Source organism: Streptomyces sp. WY228, assembly GCF_019287315.1.
In the GTDB taxonomy this organism is placed as follows: domain Bacteria; phylum Actinomycetota; class Actinomycetes; order Streptomycetales; family Streptomycetaceae; genus Streptomyces; species Streptomyces caviscabies.
The window spans coordinates 2,305,224-2,327,831 of the sequence record NZ_CP079114.1; the positions used below are offsets into that span (position 1 = coordinate 2,305,224).

The following is a 22,608-nucleotide window of genomic DNA, read 5'->3' on the forward strand; positions in this document are numbered from 1 at the left end:
ACCGTCGCCCCGGCCCACCGATCCATCGGCCCGATAAGGCAGTCTTGTCCTCGTGCCCCGACCCGATCCTGAGCAGCCCCCCGCCCACGACGCCCACCTGCACGCCGCGACCCTGAAACGGCTGGAGCAGTCCTCCGGCCGGCTGGCCGCGAACGCGATTGCCCGCATGGACGAATCGCTGCCGTGGTACCGGGCGATGCCCCCGGAGAACCGGTCCTGGATCGGCCTGGTCGCCCAGGCCGGTATCGCCGCGTTCACCGAGTGGTTCCGGCATCCCGAGACGCCGCAGGCCATCTCGACCGATGTGTTCGGCACCGCGCCGCGCGAACTGACCCGGGCCATCACCCTGCGGCAGACCGTGGAGATGGTGCGCACCACGATCGAGGTCATGGAGGCCGCGATCGAGGAGGTGGCCGCCCCCGGCGACGAGTCGGTGCTGCGCGAGGCGCTCCTCGTCTACGCGCGCGAGATCGCCTTCGCCACCGCCCAGGTCTACGCCCAGGCCGCCGAGGCCCGGGGCGCCTGGGACGCCCGGCTGGAGTCGCTGGTGGTGAACGCGGTGCTCTCCGGCGAGGCCGACGAGGGGGCCGTGTCGCGGGCCGCCGCGCTCGGCTGGAGTTCGCCCGAGCATGTGTGCGTCGTCCTCGGCACCGCGCCCGACGGGGACAGCGAGCTGACCGTGGAGGCGATCCGGCGCGCCGCCCGGCACGCCAAGCTCCAGGTCCTCACCGGGGTCCTCGGCAACCGGCTCGTCGTCATCGCGGGCGGCAGCGACAATCCGCTCCAGGTCGCGAAGGGCCTGATCGGGCCGTACGCCGCCGGGCCCGTCGTCGCCGGACCCGTCGTGCCGGACCTGCTGGCCGCGACCCGGTCCGCGCAGGCCGCGGCCGCCGGACTGAAGGCGTGCCTGGCATGGCAGGACGCCCCGCGCCCGGTCCTGGCGGACGATCTCCTCCCGGAGCGCGCGATGGCCGGAGACCCGGCCGCGCGGGACCAGTTGGTGGAGGAGATCTACAGACCGCTGGAGGAGGCCGGTTCGGCTCTTCTGGAAACGCTGAGTGTCTATCTGGAGCAGGCGAGCAGTCTGGAGGGCGCCGCCCGGATGCTTTTCGTGCACCCCAACACCGTGCGCTACCGGCTACGACGTGTGACCGACGTCACCGGGTGGTCACCCTCCGATGTGCGCTCCGCGTTCACGCTGCGGATCGCCCTGATCCTGGGGCGCTTGGCGGCTGCGGATCCTCAGTCCTAGACTTTTGTTGGACTTCAACAATTCCCCCGACGGTTCTTCGTCCCTGTCCCCACGGGCGTGCGGAGCCGTCCACAAGAGAGAGTGTGAGGGTGCTCGTACTCGTCGCTCCCGGCCAAGGCGCTCAGACGCCCGGCTTCCTGACTCCCTGGCTCGACCTCCCCGGTGCCGCCGACCGCATCGCGGCCTGGTCCGACGCCATCGGGCTCGACCTTGCCCACTACGGCACGAAGGCCGACGCGGACGAGATCCGCGACACGGCCGTCGCCCAGCCGCTCCTGGTCGCCGCCGGACTGCTCTCGGCGACCGCGCTGGACGCCGCATCGCCCGACGTCGTCGCGGGCCACAGCGTCGGTGAGATCACCGCCGCCGCGCTCGCCGGCGTCATCGAGGACGAGGCCGCGCTGCGCTTCGTCCGTACCCGCGGACTCGGCATGGCCGAGGCCGCCGCGGTCACCGAGACCGGTATGGCGGCCCTCCTCGGCGGCGACCCCGCCGTGACGGTCCCGCACCTGGAGAAGCTCGGGCTGACCCCGGCCAACGTCAACGGCGGCGGCCAGATCGTCGCCGCGGGCACCGCCGCCCAGCTCGCCGCCCTGGAGGCCGACAAGCCCGAGGGCGTGCGCCGGGTCGTCGCGCTGAAGGTGGCCGGCGCGTTCCACACGCACCACATGGCTCCGGCCGTGGAGAAGCTGCGCGCGGCGGTCGGTGACCTCACGGTCTCCGACCCGACCGTGCGTTACGTTTCCAACGCCGACGGCCACACCGTGGCCACCGGCACCGAGGTCATCGCCCGGCTGGTCGGGCAGGTCGCCAACCCGGTCCGCTGGGACCTGTGCATGGAGACCTTCCAGTCCCTGGGCGTCACCGCACTCGTCGAGCTGAGCCCCGGCGGCACGCTGACCGGACTCGCCAAGCGCGGGCTGCCCGGCGTGAAGACGCTCGCGCTCAAGTCCCCCGACGACCTCGACGCGGCCCGCGCGCTCATGTCCGAGCACGCAGGCGTCTAAGGAGCGAGCATGTCGAAGATCAAGCCCAGCAAGGGCGCCCCGTACGCGCGGATCCTCGGCGTCGGCGGCTACCGCCCGACCCGGGTCGTGCCGAACGAGGTGATCCTCGAAACGATCGACTCGTCCGACGAGTGGATCCGCTCCCGCTCCGGCATCGTGACCCGCCACTGGGCCTCCGAGGAGGAGACCGTGGCCGCGATGTCGATCGAGGCGTCCGGCAAGGCCATCGCGGACGCGGGCATCGACCCCGGGCAGATCGGCGCGGTCGTCGTCTCGACCGTCTCGCACTTCAAGCAGACCCCGGCCGTCGCCACCGAGATCGCGCACAAGATCGGTGCGGGCAAGCCCGCCGCGTTCGACATCTCGGCCGGCTGCGCGGGCTTCGGCTACGGCCTCACGCTCGCCAAGGGCATGGTCGTCGAGGGCTCCGCGGAGTACGTCCTCGTGATCGGCGTGGAGCGGCTCAGCGACCTGACCGACCTGGAGGACCGCGCGACGGCCTTCCTGTTCGGTGACGGCGCGGGCGCGGTCGTCGTCGGCCCCTCCCAGGAACCGGCCATCGGCCCGACCGTGTGGGGCTCCGAGGGCGACAAGTCCGAGACCATCAAGCAGACCGTCGGCTGGAACGAGTTCCGTCTCGGCGACGTCTCGCAGCTGCCGCTCGACTCGAAGGGCGAGGTCAAGTTCCCGGCCATCACGCAGGAGGGCCAGGCGGTCTTCCGCTGGGCCGTCTTCGAGATGGCGAAGGTCGCGCAGCAGGCGCTGGACGCGGCCGGGATCGCCCCGGAGGACCTGGACGTCTTCATTCCGCACCAGGCCAACATGCGGATCATCGACTCGATGGTGAAGACCCTGAAGCTGCCGGAGCACGTCACGGTCGCCCGTGACATCGAGTCCACCGGCAACACGTCCGCCGCCTCGATCCCGCTCGCCATGGAGCGGCTTCTGGCGACCGGTCAGGCGAAGAGCGGCGACACCGCGCTCGTCATCGGCTTCGGGGCGGGTCTCGTCTACGCCGCGACGGTCGTTACCCTCCCCTAGGCACACCGGACCTTTTGGGTCCGTAGCTACGCACACCGAAGAAACCCACCGAAGGAGCGCCAAGATGGCCGCCACGCAGGAAGAGATCGTCAAGGGTCTCGCCGAGATCGTCAACGAGATCGCCGGTATCCCGGAGGAGGACGTCGAGCTGGGCAAGTCCTTCACCGACGACCTGGACGTCGACTCGCTGTCCATGGTCGAGGTCGTCGTCGCCGCCGAGGAGCGCTTCGACGTGAAGATCCCCGACGAGGACGTCAAGAACCTCAAGACGGTCGGCGACGCTGCCGACTACATCCTGAAGCACCAGGGCTGATCCCAGCCCGGCTGTGTCGCCACCCGGCGGTGGCGCCGCTGATTCACGACCCTCTACACGTGGAGAAGATTTTCCAGTGAACTCGACCAATCGCACCGTGGTCGTCACCGGTATCGGCGCAACCACTCCGCTGGGTGGCGACTCCGCATCGACCTGGGAAGGTCTGATGGCCGGCCGGTCCGGCGTCAAGCCTCTCGAAGGCGAGCGCTTCGCCGAACTGCCCGTCCGGATCGCCGCCCTCGCGGCCGTCGACCCGGGCGACGTCCTTCCCCGCCCGCTGGCCCGCAAGCTGGACCGCTCGGCGCAGTTCGCGCTGATCGCGGCGCGCGAGGCCTGGGCCGACGCGGGCTACACCGCCAAGGCCGGCGAGGACGAGTCCATCGCCCCCGAGCGCCTCGGCTCGGTCATCGCCTCCGGCATCGGCGGCGTGACCACCCTGCTCGACCAGTACGACGTGCTGAAGGAGAAGGGCGTACGCCGCGTCTCCCCGCACACCGTTCCCATGCTCATGCCCAACGGCCCGGCGGCCAACGTCGGCCTGGAGGTCAACGCCCAGGCCGGTGTCCACACGCCCGTCTCCGCCTGCGCCTCGGGCGCCGAGGCGATCGGGTACGCCGTCGAGATGATCCGTACCGGCCGTGCCGACGTGGTCGTCGCCGGTGGCACCGAGGCGGCGATCCACCCGCTGCCGATCGCCGCGTTCGCCAACATGATGGCGATGTCCAAGAACAACGACGAGCCCCAGAAGGCCTCGCGCCCGTACGACACCGGCCGGGACGGCTTCGTCCTCGGCGAGGGTGCGGGCGTCGTCGTCCTGGAGTCAGCCGAGCACGCCGCCAAGCGTGGCGCGAGGGTCTACTGCGAGGTGCTGGGCCAGGGCCTGTCGGCCGACGCCCACCACATCGCGCAGCCCGAGCCGACCGGGCGGGGCATCGCCGCCGCGATGCAGAACCTGCTGGACTCCAGCGACCTCAAGCCGTCCGAGGTGGTCCACCTCAACGCGCACGCCACGTCGACGCCGCAGGGTGACCTCGCGGAGATCAAGGCGCTGCGCAAGGTGCTGGGCGACGACCTCGACCATGTCGCGATCTCCGCGACGAAGTCGATGACGGGTCATCTGCTGGGCGGCGCGGGCGGTATCGAGACCGTGGCGACGGTCCTGGCGCTGCACCACCGCATCGCTCCGCCGACCATCAACGTCGACGAGCTCGACGAGGAGATCGACGCGGACATCGTGCGGGGTGAGCCGCGGGTGCTGCCCGAGGGGCCGATCGCGGCGATCAACAACTCGTTCGGGTTCGGTGGGCACAACGTGGTGCTGGCGTTCCGGTCCGTGTAACGCCACCGCTCGTACTCAGTGAAGCCCGCTTCCCGGTCGTCCGGGAGGCGGGCTTCATCGTTTTTCGGGGCGCTGCCCCGGACCCCGCTCCTCAATCGCCGGAGGGGCTTGAATTGCGCCCCGGTCGCCGCGGGGTGAGGAACCCCGGAAGGGCTTGAATCACACCACCTGGTGCAGCCAGCGGACCGGCGCGCCCTCGCCCGCGTGGCGGAAGGACTCCAGCTCGTCGTCCCACGGCTTGCCGAGCAGCGAGGCGATCTCCGTCTCCAGGTCGCTCTCGCCGCGCACGGAGCGGGCCAGTGCGGCCCGCAGCCGGTCCTCGGGGATCAGGATGTCGCCGTGCATGCCGGTGACGGCGTGGAAGATGCCGAGGCCGGGGGTGGAGCTGTAGCGCTCGCCCTCGGCGGTGGGGCACGGCTCGGAGGTCACCTCGAAGCGCAGCAGGTCCCAGCCGCGCAGGGCGGAGGCGAGCTGCGACGCGGTGCCGGCGCGGCCCTTCCAGGAGAATTCGGACCGCCAGGTGCCGGGCGCGGCCGGCTGTCTGATCCAGTCCAGCTGGACCCGCACACCGAGGACGCCCGCCACTGCCCACTCGACATGTGGGCACAGCGCGCGCGGTGCGGAGTGAACGTACAGGACTCCACGTGTCGTCACCGGAACCTCCCGTGTGGGACGAGGTACGCCTTCCCCAGCGGCCTCGCGCCCGTACCGCCTCTTTTCGGCCGGATCCCGAGGTTGTCTTCAGTAAACAGCATCGGGAGTTAATCTCCTGAAAAGGGACAGTATGTGACGTGACGTAATGTACCGGAGCCGCCCGTGTGTACGCGGGCGGGCGGGACGCCACTGGTTCGACGGGGAAAAGCTACCGTGCGCAGGGGCCGTCCGTGTGACGTACCGTCGGTCTCAGGCCTCTGATTCGCCGGGTTTCACCCGGCAGGGCGCGCACCGCCCCGACCTGGGGATCATGTGCTTGCCGGGGGCATGTCCAGAGGCATAAGCCAGGGGTTGACCGGAGGGGATCCGACCGATGCCGGAGCGTGTGACACGCCCACGAATGCGTACCGCCGCCGCGGCGCTGAGCGCGCTCTCGTTCGTCGGTGCGGCCGCGCTGGCCGGATGCGGCGGTGGCGGTGCGGACGGCGGCGTGTCGCGGAACGCTCCGGCCGCCCAGCGCAGCGCCTCGCCGTCCCCCTCCCCCACCCCCACACCGGACTGGAACCCGCGGCCCCGGTCGGTCGCGGCGGTCGGCGACTCGATCACCCGGGGCTTCGACGCGTGCTCGGTGCTGGCCGACTGCCCCGAGGTGTCCTGGGCGACCGGCACGGACGACGCGGTGCGCAGTCTCGCGGTCCGGCTGCTCGGCCCGTCGAAGGCGGCGGACCGCAGCTGGAACCACGCGGTGTCGGGGTCGCGGATGGTGCAGCTGCCCGAGCAGATGAAGCGGGCGGCGGCGGAGCGGCCGGAGCTGGTGACGGTGATGACGGGCGCGAACGACGCGTGCCGGGACTCGGTGCGGCTGATGACGCCGGTGGCGGACTTCCGGGCGTCGTTCGAGGCGTCGATGCGGCAGCTGCGGGCCGGGGCGCCGAAGGCGCAGGTGTACGTCTCCAGCGTGCCGGACCTGAAGCGGCTCTGGTCGACGGGTCGGGTCAACGAGCTGGGCAAGAAGATCTGGGGCCTCGGGATCTGTCAGTCCATGCTCGCCGACGCGGACGACCTCGGACCGGCCGCCGTGGCCCGGCGGGACGCGGTGCGCGAGCGGGTGGTGGCGTACAACGAGGTGCTGCGGGACGTGTGCGCGAAGGACCGGTACTGCCGGTACGACGGCGGCGCGGTGTTCGACTTCCGCTTCAGCGGGGCGCAGCTCAGCTCGTGGGACTGGTTCCATCCGAGCCGCGACGGCCAGGCCCGGCTGGCGGAGATCGCCTACCGCAACGTCACGGCCCCGGAGCCGTCCGCGTAGGGTCGGTGACCATGACGACCAGCGCGGACACGGCCACGTACACGGAAGACTTCGGTGTTCTCGCGGACGGGTCGCCCGTACGCCGGTGGACGCTGGAGCGGGACGGGGTCCGGGTGCGGATCCTGACGTACGGCGCGATCGTGCAGTCGGTGGAGACGCCCGCGCGGGACGGGTCGCGGGCCCCGGTGGCGCTCGGACTGCCGGAGGTCGCGGGCTACGAGGAGTTCCCGAACCCCTACTTCGGCGCGGTGGTCGGGCGGTACGCGAACCGGATCGGGGGTGCGTCGTTCGTCCTGGACGGGCGGACGCACCGGCTGACGGCCAATGAGGGCGGCAACCATCTGCACGGCGGGGCCAGGGGCTTCGACAAGCGGGTGTGGGACGCGGTGGCGGTGCCGGACGGGGTGCGGATGTCCCTGGTGTCGACGGACGGCGAGGAGGGGTATCCGGGGCGGCTCGACTTCTCGGTGACGTACACCCTGGGGCCCGGCGGGGAGCTGCGGCTCGGCTACCGGGCGGTGACCGACGCGCCGACCGTGCTGAACCCGACCAGCCATCTGTACTGGAACCTGGCGGGCGCGGAGAGCGGGAGCGCGCTGGGGCAGCAGTTGCGGATCGCGGCGGGGCGGATCACGCCGGCGGACGCGGCGTCGGTGCCGACCGGGGCGTTCGCGCCGGTGGCCGGGGGCCGGTTCGACTTCCGGGAGATGCGGGCGGTGGGCTCGGGGTACGACCAGAACTTCGTGCTGGACGAGCGGGCCGAGGATGCCGAGGGGGTCGCCGCCGAGCTGTACGACGCGGCGTCCGGGCGGGTGCTGACGGTACGGACGAGCGAGCCGGGGCTCCAGCTGTACACGGCCGACCACTTCGACGGGCGGCCGTTCGGACCGTGCGCCGGGATCGCGCTGGAGACCCAGCACTTCCCGGACTCGCCGAACCGGCCGGACTTCCCCTCCACGGTGCTCCGGCCGGGCGAGGAGTTCGTCTCGCGCACCGCGTACGCGTTCTCGGTGCGCTGAGACCCCGCCTCCTCGGGCGCTCCGCTCAGCGGGCCAGGCCCAGGGTGACGCCGAGGCCGACCAGGACCGAGCCGATCGACCGGTTCAGCGCCTTCTGCCGGCGCAGCATCGCGCCGCGCAGCCGGGAGTGCGAGAAGAACAGCGCGACCAGCGAGAACCAGCCGAGGTGGGCGGCGGCCATGAAGAGTCCGTAACCCGCCTGCTGCCAGAGCGCCGTGCCGGGTCCGACGACCTGGGTGAAGGTCGCGACGACGAACAGGGTCGTCTTCGGGTTGAGGGCGTTGGTCAGGAAACCGCTGCGCAGCGCCCCGAACGGGGAGAGCCCCGGCCGGTCCGTCAGATCGACGTCGAGATCGGCGCGGGCCAGGAAGGTGCGCACCCCGATGTAGATCAGATAGGCGGCGCCCGCCAGTTTGACCGCGGTGAACAGGGCGGTCGAGGAGGCGATGAGCAGCCCCACGCCGAGCATCGTGTACGTGACGTGGACCAGGACGCCCGCCGCGACGCCGGTGGCCGCGAGGACGCCGGTGGTGCGCCCGTACAGATAGCTGTTGCGGACGACCATCGCGAAGTCGGCGCCCGGGGAGACGACCGCGAGGACGGTGATGGCGGCGACCGCCAGGAGTTCGGTCATGCGGTGCGGGCCTCCTCGGCGGCGGCCCCGCCGGGGCCGGTGGCGAAGCCCGGGTCGGGGCCGATCAGGTCGCGGGCGAGGAGCGTGGCTCCGGCGACCGCTCCGGGCATCAGGAACACCGCGACGAACGGGACCAGGAACGACAGGGCGAGCGGTACGCCGAAGCCGAGCACCAGGGCCCGGCGGCGGCGCAGCAGGCCGAGCCGCTTCTTCAGGGCCAGTCCACGGCGCTGGAGCGCCACGCCGGTCAGCTCCTCGGCCAGGAAGTAGCCGGAGACGCAGATGCCGATCGCGGGCACGACGGTCTGGCCGACGACGGGGATGAACCCGCAGGCGAAGAGGGCGATCCCGAAGAGGGCGACGCGCAGCAGGATGCGTACGGAGTCGCGTGCGGAGATCCACAGCTCCTGCCGGAGCGACAGTCCGGACTCGGGGACCTCGCCGCCCTCGCTGCGCTCGACCTCCTCGGAGAGCGCGTCGTAGAAGGGCTGGCCGATCAGGAGGGTCACGGCGGTGAAGGTGATGACCGCGAGGAACAGCCCGAAGACGAAGACGAGCGCGGTCAGCCCGGTGCGCAGGACGCCCTGCCAGGGCGAGGACCAGTCGTCGGCGAACGGGGTCGCCCAGCCGACGAAGTCGTCGGCCCCGTAACCGAGTCCGATCAGCGCTCCGGCGTAGACGACGAGGGTGACGAGTCCGGGCAGCAGCCCGAAGCCGAACCACCGTCCGTGCTGGAGGACCCAGCGCTGCCCCTTCACCAAGTAGCCGAATCCTGCCCCGAGATCGCTCATGGGCGTCAGCGTACGGCGTGCGGAAAGGGGCGAGGACCGCACCCCGGGGTGGGGTGCGGTCCTCGCGCGGGGCCTCGACCGGTCAGGCGACCGAGAGCTCGACCTTGATGTTGCCGCGGGTGGCGTTCGAGTACGGGCAGACCTGGTGGGCCTTCTCGATGAGCGCCTGCGCGGTGGCGGCGTCGACGTTCGGGATGGAGGCGCTGATCGCGACCTCCAGGCCGAAGCCGCCGGCCTCGGTCTTGCCGATGGAGACCGATGCGGTCACCGTCGAGCCGGAGATGTCGGCCTTCTCCTGGCGGGCGACGACGCCCAGCGCGCCCTGGAAGCAGGCGCTGTAGCCCGCCGCGAAGAGCTGCTCGGGGTTGGTGCCCGCGCCGCTGCCGCCCATGGCCTTCGGCGGGTTCACGACGACGTCGAGCTGACCGTCGTCGGAGGAGACCCGGCCGTCGCGGCCGTTCTCGGCGGTGGCGACGGCGGTGTAGGCGACGTCGATCTTCTGGATGGTCATGGTGTGACGATTCCTCCGGTTGGTGCGCCGCGACTCGCGCCCACGATCGCGACGGCCTGTGGACGAGCCTAACGCGTGGCCCGTGAGCGCAGGAGCTGGGTCGGACCGGGGATCAGACCAGGGAGACGATCATCTTGCCGGTGTTCTCGCCGCGCAGCAGGCCGACGAAGGCGTCGTACCCGTTCTCGATGCCCTCGACCTTGGTCTCCTGGTACTTCAGCTCGCCCGAGGCCAGCCAGCCGGCGACCTCCTGGACGAACTGCCCCTGGAGGTGGGCGTGGTCGCCGACGAGCATGCCCTGGAGGCGCAGCCGCTTGCCGATGATGAGCGCCATGTTGCTCGGGCCGGGGGTCGGCTCGGTGGAGTTGTACTGGGCGATCATGCCGCAGATGGTGGCGCGGCCGTGCAGGTTGAACGAGGAGATCGCGGCTTCGAGGTGCTCGCCGCCGACGTTGTCGAAGTAGACGTCGATGCCGTCGGGGGCGGCGGCCTTGAGCTGGTCGCGGACCGGCCCGTTCTTGTAGTTGAACGCGGCGTCGAAGCCGTACTCCTCGGTGAGGAGCTTGACCTTCTCGTCGGAGCCGGCGGAGCCGATGACCCGGGAGGCGCCCTTGAGCTTCGCCAGCTGGCCGACCTGGCTGCCGACGGCGCCGGCCGCGCCGGAGACGAAGACCGCGTCGCCCTCCTTGAAGGAGGCGACCTCGAACAGGCCCGCGTAGGCGGTGAGCCCGGGCATGCCGAGCACGCCGAGGTAGGCGGAGAGCGGGGCGATGTCGGGGTCGACCTTCACCGCGTGCTTGGCGGGCATGTCGGCGATCTCGCGCCAGCCGAGACCGTGCAGGACGTGGTCGCCGACGGCGAAGCCCTCGGCGTTCGAGGCGATGACCTCGCCGACCGCGCCGCCGTCCATGGGGTGGTCGAGCTTGAAGGGCGGGGTGTAGGACTTCACGTCGTTCATCCGGCCGCGCATGTACGGGTCGACCGAGAAGTACTTGTTGCGGACGAGGATGCGGCCTTCGGCCGGAGCGGCGACCGCGGCCTCACGCAGCGCGAAGTCCTCGGCCTTGGGCCAGCCGTGCGGGCGGGCGACGAGGTGCCATTCACGGCTGGACGTGGGAAGTGCTGCAGACATGGGCTCGGTGTCTCCTCAATGTCCTACGGGGGGGGTGAGCCTCCGCGCCGTACTGGCTACCGCGCGAAAAGCTTCATGACATGAAACAACCATGCTCCTGAATATTTCATGATGTCAAGTAAATCGGTACGCTGTCGTCCATGGCCACTCGCACAGACACCCTGACCCTTGAGGTCGTCGAGCTCATCGGCACCGTCGTGGCGCGCTACCACGAGGAGTACGACCGGGCCGCCGCCGAGCACTCCCTCACGGGCGCGCAGGCACGGGTGCTCGGGCTGCTCTCGCTGGAGCCGCTGCCGATGCGGAAGATCGCGCTCAGGCTGAAGTGCGAGCCGTCGAACGTGACCGGGATCATCGACCGTCTGGAGACCCGGGAGCTGGTCGAGCGCAGGCCCGATCCGGCCGACCGGCGGGTGAAGCTGGCCGCCGCGACGGAGAAGGGCCGGCGTACGGCCCGCGAGCTGCGGGACGCGTTGGACTTCGCCCGGGAGCCGCTGGCCGGGCTCTCCGACGCCGAGCGCACGGTGCTGCGGGATCTGCTGCGCCGGATGCTGGGCGAGGAGGCCCCGTAGGCGTCGCGCCTACGTGCACCACCAGAGGAAACGGGTGCAGGTCGGGGACGGCGTCGGGGTGGGCGTCGGCTCGGCCGGGGGCGGTGGGGGCGCGGGCGCGGTGGTCGGCTCCGCCGGGTCCGGGTCGCCCGGACCCGGCGGATCGGCGGGCGGACTGTCGGGGGCCTCGGACGGGTCCGGGTCCTCGGGGTCCGGCGAGGCGGTGGGCTCGTCCGTGCCGGAGACCTCGGGGCTCGGCGACTCCGAAGAGCCCCCGCCCCCGGAGCCGGCCGGTGAGGCGTCCGTGCCGGGGCCCGTGGTCGCCCCGGCCCGGGTGCCGACCGGGCCGGGATCGCGGGGCGCGTCGGCGGAGGTCTCCGCGGGCGCGGGCTCGGCCGGACCGCCCGAAGCCTCGCTCACGAAGTCGGCGGCGGTGTCGTCCCGCCCGGGCTCCAGGGCCAGTTCCGCCAGGCTCAGCGCACCGGCCGCGAGGAGCAGCCCGAGGGCGGCGAGCAGGACGGTACGGCCGCGCCGGCGGTGGCTGCCGCGCCCGGAGCGGCCGGACCGCCCGGCCTTCCGCCGGGAGCCGGGGCGGGTGTCATGTGCCGTCTCGCGCCGGGCGCCGCGTGCGGCTTCACGCCGGGCGGACCGCCCTCCGGTCCGGGCGTCCCGCCGCGTGCCGCGTCGGGGGCCGGTCTCGTCGGCCGGTGCGGGTGTCCCGTCCGGCGCGGGCCCGGCGGCCGCGTCCCCGGGCATCGCGTAGGGGCCCAGCGCCTCCGCGGGCGTACCGCACCCGGCGCAGGCCAGGGCTCCGTTGAGATGCCGTCGGCACGGGTGGCAGTAATCCATGGCGCCCGCAGGTTAGGCGGGCGCGGAACAACCGGGGAAGCCGCCCAGGTGAGGATTGTGTGAGGAAGAACGGATTCCGGTGACAGCCGGTCCGATACGCCTGACACGCGGGAGGATGGGCCACATGACCGCTCCCGCCCCCTTCGGCCCCCTCCGGTTCCAGCTCGTCCTGCTGCGCCGGATGGCCGATTTCCAGCCCGGCCTGGTCGAGGAGGCCCGGCACGAACTGAGCGCCTCGCTCGCCGACATGCGGGAGGCCAACCGCCGCTGGCAGGCCATGGTGCGCGCGCCCCGGGGGCGGGGATCGCTGCGGCGCTACCGCTCGGTGCTCGGCGAACCGGAGCTGGTCCTGCCGCGCCGGGTCGGCGACCTGGAGTGCGAGGCGCTGCTGTGGCCGGTGCCGCTCTGGCCGGATCTGCGGTTCGAGGTGACGGCCGGTCCGGGCGGGGCCGTGTGGAACGAGTGGCTGGTGCGGGCGCCGGGCGCGGCGGGCCCGGACCTCACCTCCGTAACCGATCTGCGCCCCTGGTCGTGCACGGTGGACGAGGCGGCCCGCGCCTTTCCGCCGGCCCGGCCGATGGAGGGCAGCGCCCCGACCCGCTGGTCGCTGGCCCTCACCGATCCGGCCACCGGGCAGGAGCGCGTGGCCGAGTTCACCTGGGGCCTGTTCCAGCGGCTGCTGCCGACGGGGTGAGCTGAGGAGCCGTCAGCTCCCGCCCCCTTACGGCGCAGCTCAGCGCGCGCGAAGGGCCGGACGGCGCGACCATGCAAGGAGAGACCGGCTGCCGCCGGTGCCCCCATCCGCGCTCTCGGGAGAACTCGCCGTGACCGTCAGCCTTGAGCAGTTGCAGCGTTGCCATGTCGCCGTCGATCTCGGGGCCGCGAGGACCCGGGTGTACGTCAAGGGGCTCGGGCTCGTCGTCGACGAACCGAGCGTCGCCGCGGTCAACACCCGTACCGGCTCCCTCATCGCCGTCGGCGCGCTCGCCGAGCAGATGACCGGCCGCACCCCGGAGTACATCCGGGTGGCCCGCCCGGTCTCCGGCGGCACCGTCGTCGACATCGAGATGGCCCAGCGGATGCTGCGTCATCTGCTGGGCGACAAGCTCCGTCGCCAGTTGCGCCGCAAGCCCCGGCTGCGCGCCGCCGCCTGCACCCCGCACGAGGCCGATCCGCTGGCCCAGCGCGCGACCGTGGAGACGCTGGTCGGGCTCGGCGCGCGCCGGGTCGAGCTGGTGGACACGCTGATCGCGGCGGCCGTCGGCTGCGGGCTGCCGGTCGAGCAGCCGACCGCCACCATGATCATGGTGTGCGGGGCCGCCACCACCCAGATCGCGGTGCTCTCGCTCGGCTCGATCGTGACCGCCGTCCGGATCCCGGTGGGCGGCAACGCGATCGACGAGGCGATCATCCAGCATCTGCGCCAGCACCACGAGCTGTTGCTGCCGAGCCAGTCCGTGCGCCCGCTCCAGCTGGCGCTGCACGGCAACGGCCTCCAGCTCACCGGCCCGGCCCTGACCGAGATCCACGGCCGGGACGTGGCGACCGGGCTGGCCCGCTCGGTGCAGGTCGACACCGCCGCCGTACGGCAGGCCATCCACACCCCGCTCACCGCGGTGCTGGACGGGGTCGGCAAGGTGCTCCGCGACTGCCCGCCCGATCTGGTGGCCGACCTCGCCGACCGCGGGATCATGATGGTGGGCGGCAGCGCGCTGCTCCCGGGCCTCGACCAGATGCTGCGCGACGCGACCGGGATGCCGGTGCACATCGCGGAGCGCCCCGACGTCTGCTCGGTGCTCGGTCTGGGCGCGATGCTGGACGGCAAGATCCAGCCGATGGTCCTGAACCCCCTGGCGGGGTGAGCCCGTCGGTACGGACGGGGCGTCGGCCCGGACGGTGCGGGTGAAGGGGCCCGTGGAGCCCGGTCCGGCGGCGGCCGGGCGGCTGCCGATGCTCCTGGAGGCGGTCCTCAACGTCGGCAGCGATCTGGAGCTGGGCTCCACCCTCCAGCAGATCGTGGACACCGCCGCCGCCCTGACCGGGGCCCGTCACGGCGCGCTCGGGGTGCTGGACCCGGACCGGGACCGGATCGAGGGTCTGTACACCGCCGGGATGACGGAGGCGGAGCGGCGCCACCTCGACCTCTTCCCGGACGAGCCCGCCGGGCGTCCGGCCACCCTGACCCGGCCGGGCCGTCCGCCCCGCCGTTCGCCGGGCCGTTCGCCGGGCAGCCCGTCGGACGGCCCGCCGGTGCGGAGTTTTCTCCGCGCCCCGATCCGGGTGCAGACCGAGGTGTTCGGCCATCTCTACCTCGCCGGGAAGCCGTCGGGGCCGTTCACCGACACGGACCTGGCGCTGCTGCGGGTCCTCGCCGCCCAGGCCGGCATCGCGATCGGCAACGCCCGGCTGTACGAGACGGCCCGGCAGCGCGAGCGCTGGATCGCGGGGGCGGCGGCCGTCACCACCGCCCTGCTGACCGGCACCGACGCGGCGGACGCGCTGATGACCGTGGCCGAGCGCGCCCGGGCGCTGGCGGGCGCGTCGGCCGGGGTGATCCTCCAGCCGACCGAGGAGGGCGGCATGGAGATCGTCACCGCCTCCACGCAGGACGATCCGGCGGGCATCGTCGGCACGGTGATCGAGCCCGGTTCCGCCGTGCTGGTGCAGCTGCTCGGCGGCGAGCCGGTCTTCATCGACGACTCGGCCACCGACCCCCGGATGACCACCGCCGTACGCTCCCGGTTCGGGCCGAGCATGATGCTGCCGTTGCAGAGCGGCGGGCGGCTCATCGGCACCCTCGCCCTTCCCCGGCGGCGCGGCGAGCGCCCCTACACGGACCTGGACCGGCTACTGGCGACCCAGTTCGCCTCGCAGGCGGCGCTGGCGCTGGTGCTGGCGGACGCGCAGGCCGACCGGGAGCAGCTCGCGGTGTACGAGGACCGCGACCGGATCGCCCGTGACCTGCACGATCTGGTGGTCCAGCGGCTCTTCGCCACGGAGATGATGCTGGAGTCGACCCGGCGGCGGGCCGCCTCGGAGGCGGAGGCCGGGGAGCTGCTGGGCCGGGCGGTGGACGAGCTGGACTCCACCATCCAGGAGGTGCGCACCGCGATCTTCGCCCTCCAGCAGCCGCCCGCCGAGGCTCCGAGCACCTTCCGGGGCCGGGTGCTGCGGGAGACCGGGGGTGCGGCGGCGCTGCTGGGCTTCCCGCCGTCGGTGCACTTCACCGGGGCGGTGGACGCGCTGGTGGGCGCGGAGCCGGGCAAGGAGCTGCTGGCCGCCCTGCGCGGGGCGCTGGCCGCCGCGCACCGCAGGCCCGGGGTCTCGGCGATCGAGGTGGAGGTGGAAGCGCCCGTCCGGCTGCCGGACGGGCGCAGCGGGGTGCGGCTGGTGGTCGCGGACGACGGGCGCGGCGATGACGACGGCCGGCCGACGACGGTGACCTGGCAGACCCCGATCTGATCCCGGGCCCGGCGGGCGGGCGGGCCCCTGCGGGCGGTCCCGGTCCGGGCCGAGGGGGCCCGCCCGCAGGGGCCCGGTCCGCGGGCGAGGAGCCCCGGTCTCAGTGTTTCGGGGCCGCCCGCAGCGCGATCCGGGTGTTGGAGTGGGCGATGCCCGCCTCCCGCTTCAGCCGGCGCAGCAGCGTGTCCAGCGCTCCCGGGTCGGCGGCGGTGGCCCGTACGAGGTAGTCGTGGCCGCCCGTCACATGGACCACCTCCGTGATCCCGGGCAGCATCAGCACCGAGCGCTCGAACTCCTCGTTCGTCGTGTCGAGGCGCAGCGTCACATCGATGAAGACGACCAGGCCCGAACGGGTGTCGGCGGCCGGGTCGACGATGACGGTGAAGCCGCGGATGACCCCGTCGCGGCGCATCCGGCGGACCCGGTCGCCCGCCGCGTTGGCGCTGAGCCCCACCCGTACGCCCAGATCCCGGTACGAGATCCGGGCGTCCTCCTGGAGAATGCCGAGGATTTCCCTGTCCAGCCGATCCATACCGTGATTGTCCCAGCTTGCGGCGATATCGGCTGAAGGAAGCCGGGTGAAGCCGGCGGCGCGCACCGTCCCCCGGTCGGCGCAGCCCGGCGGGCCGTTCGATGGCCCGCGCCCTTGACTTGCGGGTGTGGACACCCCCGTCAAGCAGTCCCCCGAGCCGCCCGTCCCGGCGGCGGCCGCGCCGCCCTCGGCCGCGTACCGCAATCTCGTCCTGGCGACGGTCGGCTTCGCGCTGACCTTCTGGGCGTGGAACCTGATCGCGCCGATGTCCGGGGACTACAAGGACCGGCTGGGGCTCAGCTCGTTCCAGCAGTCGTTCCTGGTGGCCGTGCCGGTGCTGGTCGGGTCGCTCGGCCGGATCCCGGTGGGGGCGCTCACCGACAAGTACGGCGCGAAGCTGATGTTCCCGCTGGTCTCCGCGCTGACGATCGTGCCGGTGCTGCTGCTGATCCCGGCGAAGAACTCCTACGGGGCGATGCTCGCCGTCGGCTTTCTCCTCGGGCTCGGCGGCACGACGTTCGCGATCGGTGTTCCGCTGGTCAACGCGTGGTTCCCGCCCGCCAAGCGGGGCTTCGCGCTGGGTGTGTTCGGGATGGGCATGGGCGGGGTGGCGCTGTCGGGCTACTTCACCCCGCGCATCGCGAAGCACGGCGACAACCTGCCCTTCCTCGTGGTGGCGGGCGCGCTGGTGGTGTTCGCCCTGGTGGCCGCCGTGCTGGTGACCGACCACCCGGGCCGGAAGATCCCGACGGACACGCTGGTGCACCGGCTCGGCGCGGCCGGGAAGCTGCGGGTGACGTGGGAGCTGTCGGCGCTGTACGCGATCGGCTTCGGCGGCATCGTGGCGTTCGGGGTCTATCTGCCGACGTACCTGAAGACCTGGTACGAGATGTCACCGACCGAAGCGGGCACCAAGGCGGCCGGGTTTGCCCTGGTCACGGTCGTCTTCCGGCCGATCGGCGGCTGGCTCTCGGACCGGGCCCATCCGGCGCTGGTGACCTCGGCGGCCCTGCTGCTGGCCGCGCTGATGGCGATCGTGCAGGCCTTCGAGCCGCCGCTGAACCCGGTCGGCACGATCGCGCTGCTGGCCATGGCGGCCGGGCTCGGCACCGCGAGCGGCAGTGTGTTCGCCCTGGTCTCGCAGGTGACGCCGCAGCCGAAGGTGGGCAGTGTGACGGGCATCGTCGGCGCGATGGGCGGGCTGGGCGGCTTCGTGCCGCCGCTGGTGATGGGCGCGATCTACAGCGCCAAGGACAGTTACGCGATCGGCTTCATGCTGCTGTCGGATCTGGCGCTGGCGGGGTGTGTGTACGCGTACGGGCGGATGCGGAACATCCAGCGCGACGGGTGAGCCCTCGGGCACGGAAGAACGGCCGCGTTCCCGCCGGAACGCGGCCGTTCGTGTGCGTGGCCGTTCGTGTGCGTGGCCGTTCGTGTGCGTGGCCCTTCGTTCGCCTGGCCCGGTGCGGCCGTCAGCGCTGCCGGAGCCGCTGTTCGAACCGGTCCGCCCAGTACGCGGTCCGGTCGAGGTAGGCCGTCTCGGCGGCATCCCCGGTCTTTCCGTAGGCCCCGTCGAAGGTCTCGTAACCGTGGCCCGGGGGCGGGGTGGAGGAGGCCGGTTCGATGGAGCTGCCCTCGTGCCACTCGTTGAACGAGGTGACGGAGACCCAGGTGGGGTCGCCGCCGATGGCCGGGTCGAGGGCGTTGTTCCACTCCAGGTCGTAGGAGGCGCCGTCGGCGCGGCCCAGGGTGGGGGTGGTGTTGCCGGGGACGGCGCGGTCGTCGATGTAGCCGGGGGCGACCGAGGGGGCCCAGACCAGGCCGTTGGCCTTGGCGTAGTCGCCCGCGTTCTTCCAGCCGGGGGCGGTGGCCCCGGCGATGCCGTCGTAGGTGTAGATCCCGCCGAAGTGGTCGACCTTGCTGGTGTCGGTGGTCTGGGCGAGAACGATGGCGGTGTCCTTGACGGCGTCGAGGGCCGACCAGTCCTGGATCTTGAGGCTCTCGAAGATGTAGTAGGCGTTCCGGTCGCCGTTCGCCGCGTCCCGGTAGAACGCGGGGTGGTCGCCGAACTTCCCTTCCAGATAGGCGATGTCGTCGACGACGGAGGCGGCGGTGCGGCCGCCGTACGGTTCGATGTGCCAGGCGACCTCGATGCCGTGGCGGGCGGCGGCGTCCAGGACGTCACCGGCGAGGCCGTCCTCGTACCCGCCCTGCCCCCACCAGCTGTAGACGATGACGCCCGCGCCGGACCGCTTCACCCACTCCATGTGCTGGTCGACGGCTCCGGCGATGTCTCCGGAGTCGTACGGGCCGAGCTTCGGGTAGAGGTCGGCCCCGATGGAGTCGGGCGGGGTGTGGCCGCCCTGCTGCCAGTGCCGCCAGCTCCCCGAGCCGTCGGGGGTGCCGTACCAGGGGTAGTAGAAGAGGTGCACGTTGGACGAGCCCTCGGCCTCGGCGGCCGGGGCGCGGGTCAGGGTGAGGCGGTCGACGTCGAAGAGCGCGCCCGCTCCCCCGGTGAACCGCAGGAACAGCGGGCCCGTCCCGGCGGTGGTCAGGGCGGTGGTGACCTCGGTGAAGGTCTCCCAGCCGCCGGTCGGGGCGACGTCCACCGAGCCGAGGAGCGGGCCGGTGGCGGAGCCGGAGCGGACCTCGATCGTGCCGCCCGCGCCGGCCGAGGAGACGGTGGCGGTGAAGGCGGTGGCCCCGGCGGTGTCGAGGGAGGAGTAGCCCGCCCAGTCGCCGTCGTCGATGTAGCCGAGGGTGGCTCCGCCGCTCGCCGAACCGTGGGCGGCGCTCTGGACGCCGAAGGAGGAGGTGTACGCCTCCGCCTCCGCGCTGTCGCCGCCCGGGTCCGGGCCCGGGTCGCCGGTTCCGCAGTCCGCCTCGACGGCCCCGGCCGCGTACTGCACGCCGCCGAGCAGGAGTTGGCGGAAGTCCGGGTCGGCGAAGGACTCGATGGTGTGGCCGAGCCCGGTGTAGAAGGAGCGGCCCTCCTGCTGCGGGTGGCACCAGGTGATCGGGTGGTCGCCGCCCATCTCGCCGCCGCTGTAGCTGGATTCGTCCAGCGACTGGAGGACGTGGACGCTGTCGCGCGGGTTGGAGCGGTAGTTGTACCACTCGTCGGTCCGGGTCCAGGTGTCGTCCAGGTGCGCGGTCGCCGGGTGGACGTGGTCCTCGGTGGTGAGGCGGGCCTCCTGGATCGCCGGATGGCTCTGGAACCACGCCCCGACCAGGTCCTCGTACTCCGGCCAGTCGTACTCGGTGTCGGCGGCGGCGTGGACGCCGACGAATCCGCCGCCGCCGTCCACGTACCCCTTCAGGGCGCTCTGCTGGGTGTCGTTCAGGACGTCGCCGGTGGTGGAGAGGAAGACGACGGCCTCGTAGTCGGCGAGGTTCTGCGGGGTGAAGGCGGTCGCGTCCTCGGTGGCGGTGACGGTGAAGTCGTTGGCCGCGCCCAGCTCGTGGAGGGCGGTGATGCCCGCCGGGATGGAGTCGTGGCGGAATCCGGCGGTCTTGGAGAAGACCAGGACCTGGTACGGGTCGGCGGCCGCCGCGCTCTGCACGCCGGGGCTCAGGAGGGCCGCCCCGAGGGCGAGGGCCACGGCGCAGGCGAGGCGGCGGACACGGGGTCGTCTCATCGGTCGTTCACCTGTGCTCCCTGAGTGCTGAAGGTGAAGGCGTCCAGGTCGAAGAGGCTGCCCTGACCTGTCGGGCCCGTGAAGACGAAGAACAGCTCGGTCGATCCGGCAGGGGCGTTGTTCACGTCCGCCGTGACGTCCACGTAGTTCTCCCAGCCGCCGGTCGGGGCTACGGGCAGGGAGGAGAGCAGGGTGCCCGTCGGGGAGCCGGCCCGTACCTCCAGGGTGCCGCCCGCGCCGCCGGAGGCGACCCGGGCCGTGATGGTGCCGGCGTTGGAGAGCACGTACGGCGTGAAGGAGACCCAGTCGCCGTCGTCCGTGTAGCCGACCGCCGCGCCGCCCTCGGCGGCGCCGTGCGGGGCGATCTCGATGCCGTTCTGGGCGGCGAAGTGCTCGCCCTGGCGGTGGCGGGGCTGGAGGATCGCGTCGCTGTGCGTGGTGAGCCCGCCCGCGTCGGTGTACTCGGCGTCGAAGACCCCGTAGATGTTGGCGGCGCTGTCGTGCTCCCCGTCGACGGGGACGTCGATGGTGCCGGAGCAGCCGTTCTTCGAGGTGATCTGGTGGCGGTGGCTGTCGTGGCCGAGGAGGTAGGTGACCTTGACCTTGGAGCAGTCGACCGTGCCGTCCTCGGGGTCGCTGACGGTCACGGTGAAGGGGACGGAGTCGCCGAAGGAGAAGAGGCTGCCGTCGGCCGGGGTGGTGAGGGTGACGGTGGGCGCGGTGTTGCCCGCCGTCACGACCAGGCTCGCGGTGCCGGTGAGCCCTTCGGGGTCGGTGACGGTGAGGGTCGGGTTGAAGGTCCCGGCGGTGGTGTAGGTGTGGCCGGGGTTGGCGTCGGTGGAGGTGGCCCCGTCGCCGAAGTCCCAGGCGTAGGTGAGGTTTCCGCCCTCGGGGTCGGCGCTGCCGGCCGAGGAGAAGGAGACCGCGAGCGGGGTGGGCCCGGAGCTCCGGTCGGCGGCGGCCTTGGCGACCGGGGACCGGTTGCTGCCCGCGAGGTACTCGACGCGGTAGAGCGCCTGGTTGTTCGCGCCGGTGCCGTAGTCGAGGACGTAGAGCGCGCCGTCGGGGCCGAACGCGGAGTCCATCACCTGGGTGCCGGTCCACGGGAAGGTGTCGATGACGCCCGGCGACCCGTCGGCCTTGACCTCGACCGGCTTGATCCACTTGCGGCCGTACTCGGTGGCGAAGAAGCGGCCGTCGAGCGAGGCGGGGAACTTCACGGCGGAGTCGAGGTCCGCGTCGAAGTTGTATACGGGTCCGGCCATCGGGGACTCGGAGCCGCCGCCGAACTCCGGCGGTGAGCCCGCGTCACCGGCGTACCGGATCCAGGCGGGCTGGGCGGGCGGCAGGGTGGCGAGGCCGGTGTTGCGGAAGGAGTTGTTGGCGGGGCCGGAGGCGCAGTCGTACTTCGCGCCGGACGGGCCGCTGGGGAAGGTGTACTCGCCGTACGTCTCCGTGGGCGTGTTGGTGCCCGTGCAGTACGGCCAGCCGAAGTTGCCGGGCCGGGTGACGCGGTTGAACTCGACCTGACCGCTGGGGCCCCGGTTCGGGTCGGTGGTTCCGGCGTCGGGGCCGTAGTCGCCGATGTAGACGGCTCCGGACTTCTTGTCGACGGACATCCGGAACGGGTTGCGGAAGCCCATCGCGTAGATCTCGGGCCGGGTGTTCGCGGTGCCGGGGGCGAAGAGGTTGCCCGCCGGGACGGTGTAGCCGCCGTCCGCCGTGGGCGTGATCCGCAGCAGCTTGCCGCGCAGGTCGTTGGTGTTGCCGGAGGAGCGCTGGGCGTCGAACTGCGGGTTGCGGTCGGTACGTTCGTCGATCGGCGCGTAGCCGCTCGACTCGAACGGGTTGGTGTCGTCGCCGGTGGTCAGATACAGGTTCCCGGCGGCGTCGAAGTCGATGTCACCGCCGACGTGGCAGCACTGGCCCCGGTCGCTCTCGACTTCCAGGACGACCTTCTCGCTGCCGAGGTCGAGGGTGCCGTCGGCCTTGAGGACGAAGCGCGAGAGGCTGAGGTGGCCCTTCCAGGGCGCGAAGTCGGCGGCGGAACCGGTGGTGGGGGCGTCGCCGGGCGGGGTGTTCAGGAGGGGCGAGTAGTACAGGTAGACATAGCGGTTCGTCGAGAAGGCCGGGTCGACGGCGATGCCCTGGAGGCCTTCCTCGTCATGGGTGTAGACGTCGAGCTTGCCCGCCGTCTTCGTGGCCCCGGCGGCGTCGGTCAGCCGGACCGTGCCGTCGCGGGCGGTGTGCAGCACGGACCGGTCCGGCAGCACGGCGAGCGACATGGCCTCGCCCAGTTCGGCCGCGCCGAGGGCGAGTTGGACCTGCTGGTAGTCGGCGGCCGGGATGTCGTCGGCCGCGATGCGCGGGGCGCGGGCCTCGGGGTCGGCGGCGAGGGCAGGTCCGGCGGCGGGGACGGCGAGCGTGGCCGCGAGGAGAGCGGCGAGGGCGGTGACGTATCTGGACCACCGTGGGGGTGCGGGTGACATGGTCGGTCGTTCCTTCCTGACGGTACGTGGGGTCTGTCAGGCAAGGCGCTGTCGCGCTTTGCGACGTACGGGGCCCGGTGCGCGG

The 22,608-nt window shown here is 72.4% G+C and carries 21 protein-coding genes; 12 read left to right on the top strand and 9 right to left on the bottom strand.

The genetic code is table 11. The annotated features are described in order from the left end of the window. The first annotated feature begins 52 nt into the window (after nt 1-52). The 5 genes from KV381_RS09965 (at nt 53) to fabF (ending at nt 4,952) form a co-directional block, all read left to right on the top strand. Complete coding sequence (locus KV381_RS09965) at nt 53-1,252, top strand: CdaR family transcriptional regulator (protein ID WP_030078149.1); 1,200 nt, start codon at nt 53-55, stop codon at nt 1,250-1,252. A gap of 89 nt (nt 1,253-1,341) precedes the next feature. Further along, nucleotides 1,342-2,259 (top strand): ACP S-malonyltransferase, encoded by a 918-nt coding sequence (locus KV381_RS09970; protein WP_030622217.1) that lies wholly within the window; start codon nt 1,342-1,344, stop codon nt 2,257-2,259. Nucleotides 2,260-2,268: 9 nt separating this feature from the next. Continuing rightward, nucleotides 2,269-3,300, top strand: a complete 1,032-nt coding sequence (locus KV381_RS09975; RefSeq protein ID WP_098026158.1) for a ketoacyl-ACP synthase III — start codon at nt 2,269-2,271, stop codon at nt 3,298-3,300. Nucleotides 3,301-3,364: 64 nt separating this feature from the next. Continuing rightward, the gene (locus KV381_RS09980; RefSeq protein ID WP_006124218.1) at nt 3,365-3,613 is read left to right on the top strand and encodes an acyl carrier protein; all 249 of its coding nucleotides are present in this window, start codon (nt 3,365-3,367) and stop codon (nt 3,611-3,613) included. A 76-nt stretch (nt 3,614-3,689) separates the two neighbouring features. Continuing rightward, on the top strand, nt 3,690-4,952 hold the full coding sequence (gene fabF, locus KV381_RS09985; protein ID WP_030078143.1) for a beta-ketoacyl-ACP synthase II: 1,263 nt from the start codon (nt 3,690-3,692) through the stop codon (nt 4,950-4,952). A gap of 159 nt (nt 4,953-5,111) precedes the next feature. On the opposite strand, the gene KV381_RS09990 is transcribed toward fabF, so the two are convergent. Beyond that, nucleotides 5,112-5,606, bottom strand: coding sequence for a DUF3145 domain-containing protein (locus tag KV381_RS09990; protein WP_030078141.1), 495 nt, complete (start codon nt 5,604-5,606; stop codon nt 5,112-5,114). 400 nt (nt 5,607-6,006) lie between these two features. Between KV381_RS09990 and KV381_RS09995 the strand changes: the two genes are divergently transcribed. Both KV381_RS09995 and KV381_RS10000 read left to right on the top strand, forming a co-directional pair. Then, nucleotides 6,007-6,915: an SGNH/GDSL hydrolase family protein gene (locus KV381_RS09995; protein WP_218785078.1), complete on the top strand. Its 909-nt coding sequence runs from the start codon at nt 6,007-6,009 to the stop codon at nt 6,913-6,915. An 11-nt stretch (nt 6,916-6,926) separates the two neighbouring features. Continuing rightward, nucleotides 6,927-7,934, top strand: coding sequence for an aldose epimerase family protein (locus KV381_RS10000; RefSeq protein WP_218785079.1), 1,008 nt, complete (start codon nt 6,927-6,929; stop codon nt 7,932-7,934). A 25-nt stretch (nt 7,935-7,959) separates the two neighbouring features. On the opposite strand, the gene KV381_RS10005 is transcribed toward KV381_RS10000, so the two are convergent. The 4 genes from KV381_RS10005 to KV381_RS10020 all read right to left on the bottom strand — a co-directional run bounded on the left by KV381_RS10005 (nt 7,960) and on the right by KV381_RS10020 (nt 11,002). Continuing rightward, entirely contained in the window at nt 7,960-8,568 is a 609-nt protein-coding gene (locus tag KV381_RS10005; protein WP_030622208.1) for a LysE family transporter, read from the bottom strand. Beyond that, nucleotides 8,565-9,359 carry an EI24 domain-containing protein gene (locus KV381_RS10010; protein WP_218785080.1) on the bottom strand — a complete coding sequence of 265 codons (795 nt, stop codon included), beginning with the start codon at nt 9,357-9,359 and terminating at the stop codon, nt 8,565-8,567. The genes KV381_RS10005 and KV381_RS10010 overlap by 4 nt, the downstream gene beginning before the upstream one ends. Nucleotides 9,360-9,441: 82 nt before the next feature. Further along, nucleotides 9,442-9,870, bottom strand: coding sequence for an organic hydroperoxide resistance protein (locus KV381_RS10015; protein ID WP_006124225.1), 429 nt, complete (start codon nt 9,868-9,870; stop codon nt 9,442-9,444). Nucleotides 9,871-9,982: 112 nt separating this feature from the next. Then, nucleotides 9,983-11,002 (bottom strand): NADP-dependent oxidoreductase, encoded by a 1,020-nt coding sequence (locus KV381_RS10020; RefSeq protein ID WP_030078129.1) that lies wholly within the window; start codon nt 11,000-11,002, stop codon nt 9,983-9,985. A gap of 140 nt (nt 11,003-11,142) precedes the next feature. On the opposite strand from KV381_RS10020, the gene KV381_RS10025 reads away from it, so the two are divergent. After that, the gene (locus KV381_RS10025) at nt 11,143-11,574 is read left to right on the top strand and encodes a MarR family winged helix-turn-helix transcriptional regulator (RefSeq protein ID WP_030078127.1); all 432 of its coding nucleotides are present in this window, start codon (nt 11,143-11,145) and stop codon (nt 11,572-11,574) included. A gap of 9 nt (nt 11,575-11,583) precedes the next feature. On the opposite strand, the gene KV381_RS10030 is transcribed toward KV381_RS10025, so the two are convergent. Further along, on the bottom strand, nt 11,584-12,402 hold the full coding sequence (locus KV381_RS10030) for a hypothetical protein (protein ID WP_218785081.1): 819 nt from the start codon (nt 12,400-12,402) through the stop codon (nt 11,584-11,586). A gap of 124 nt (nt 12,403-12,526) precedes the next feature. Here KV381_RS10030 and KV381_RS10035 point away from each other — a divergent pair, with 124 nt between their 5' ends. The 3 genes from KV381_RS10035 (at nt 12,527) to KV381_RS10045 (ending at nt 15,864) form a co-directional block, all read left to right on the top strand. Then, the gene (locus tag KV381_RS10035; RefSeq protein WP_218785082.1) at nt 12,527-13,096 is read left to right on the top strand and encodes a hypothetical protein; all 570 of its coding nucleotides are present in this window, start codon (nt 12,527-12,529) and stop codon (nt 13,094-13,096) included. Between the two features lie 130 nt (nt 13,097-13,226). Further along, entirely contained in the window at nt 13,227-14,264 is a 1,038-nt protein-coding gene (locus tag KV381_RS10040; protein WP_030078118.1) for a rod shape-determining protein, read from the top strand. Nucleotides 14,265-14,352: 88 nt separating this feature from the next. After that, on the top strand, nt 14,353-15,864 hold the full coding sequence (locus KV381_RS10045; RefSeq protein WP_218787193.1) for a GAF domain-containing protein: 1,512 nt from the start codon (nt 14,353-14,355) through the stop codon (nt 15,862-15,864). A 100-nt stretch (nt 15,865-15,964) separates the two neighbouring features. Here KV381_RS10045 and KV381_RS10050 read toward each other — a convergent pair whose 3' ends face one another. Then, on the bottom strand, nt 15,965-16,396 hold the full coding sequence (locus KV381_RS10050) for an Lrp/AsnC family transcriptional regulator (RefSeq protein ID WP_030078115.1): 432 nt from the start codon (nt 16,394-16,396) through the stop codon (nt 15,965-15,967). Between the two features lie 127 nt (nt 16,397-16,523). Here KV381_RS10050 and KV381_RS10055 point away from each other — a divergent pair, with 127 nt between their 5' ends. Then, nucleotides 16,524-17,747: a NarK/NasA family nitrate transporter gene (locus tag KV381_RS10055; protein WP_218785083.1), complete on the top strand. Its 1,224-nt coding sequence runs from the start codon at nt 16,524-16,526 to the stop codon at nt 17,745-17,747. 121 nt (nt 17,748-17,868) lie between these two features. Here the strand turns inward: KV381_RS10055 and KV381_RS10060 are convergent, their stop codons facing one another. Both KV381_RS10060 and KV381_RS10065 read right to left on the bottom strand, forming a co-directional pair. Beyond that, the gene (locus KV381_RS10060; protein WP_218785084.1) at nt 17,869-20,034 is read right to left on the bottom strand and encodes a ThuA domain-containing protein; all 2,166 of its coding nucleotides are present in this window, start codon (nt 20,032-20,034) and stop codon (nt 17,869-17,871) included. Then, complete coding sequence (locus tag KV381_RS10065) at nt 20,031-22,523, bottom strand: PQQ-dependent sugar dehydrogenase (RefSeq protein ID WP_218785085.1); 2,493 nt, start codon at nt 22,521-22,523, stop codon at nt 20,031-20,033. Before KV381_RS10065 ends, KV381_RS10060 begins: the two co-directional genes overlap by 4 nt. Nucleotides 22,524-22,608 lie beyond the last annotated feature (85 nt).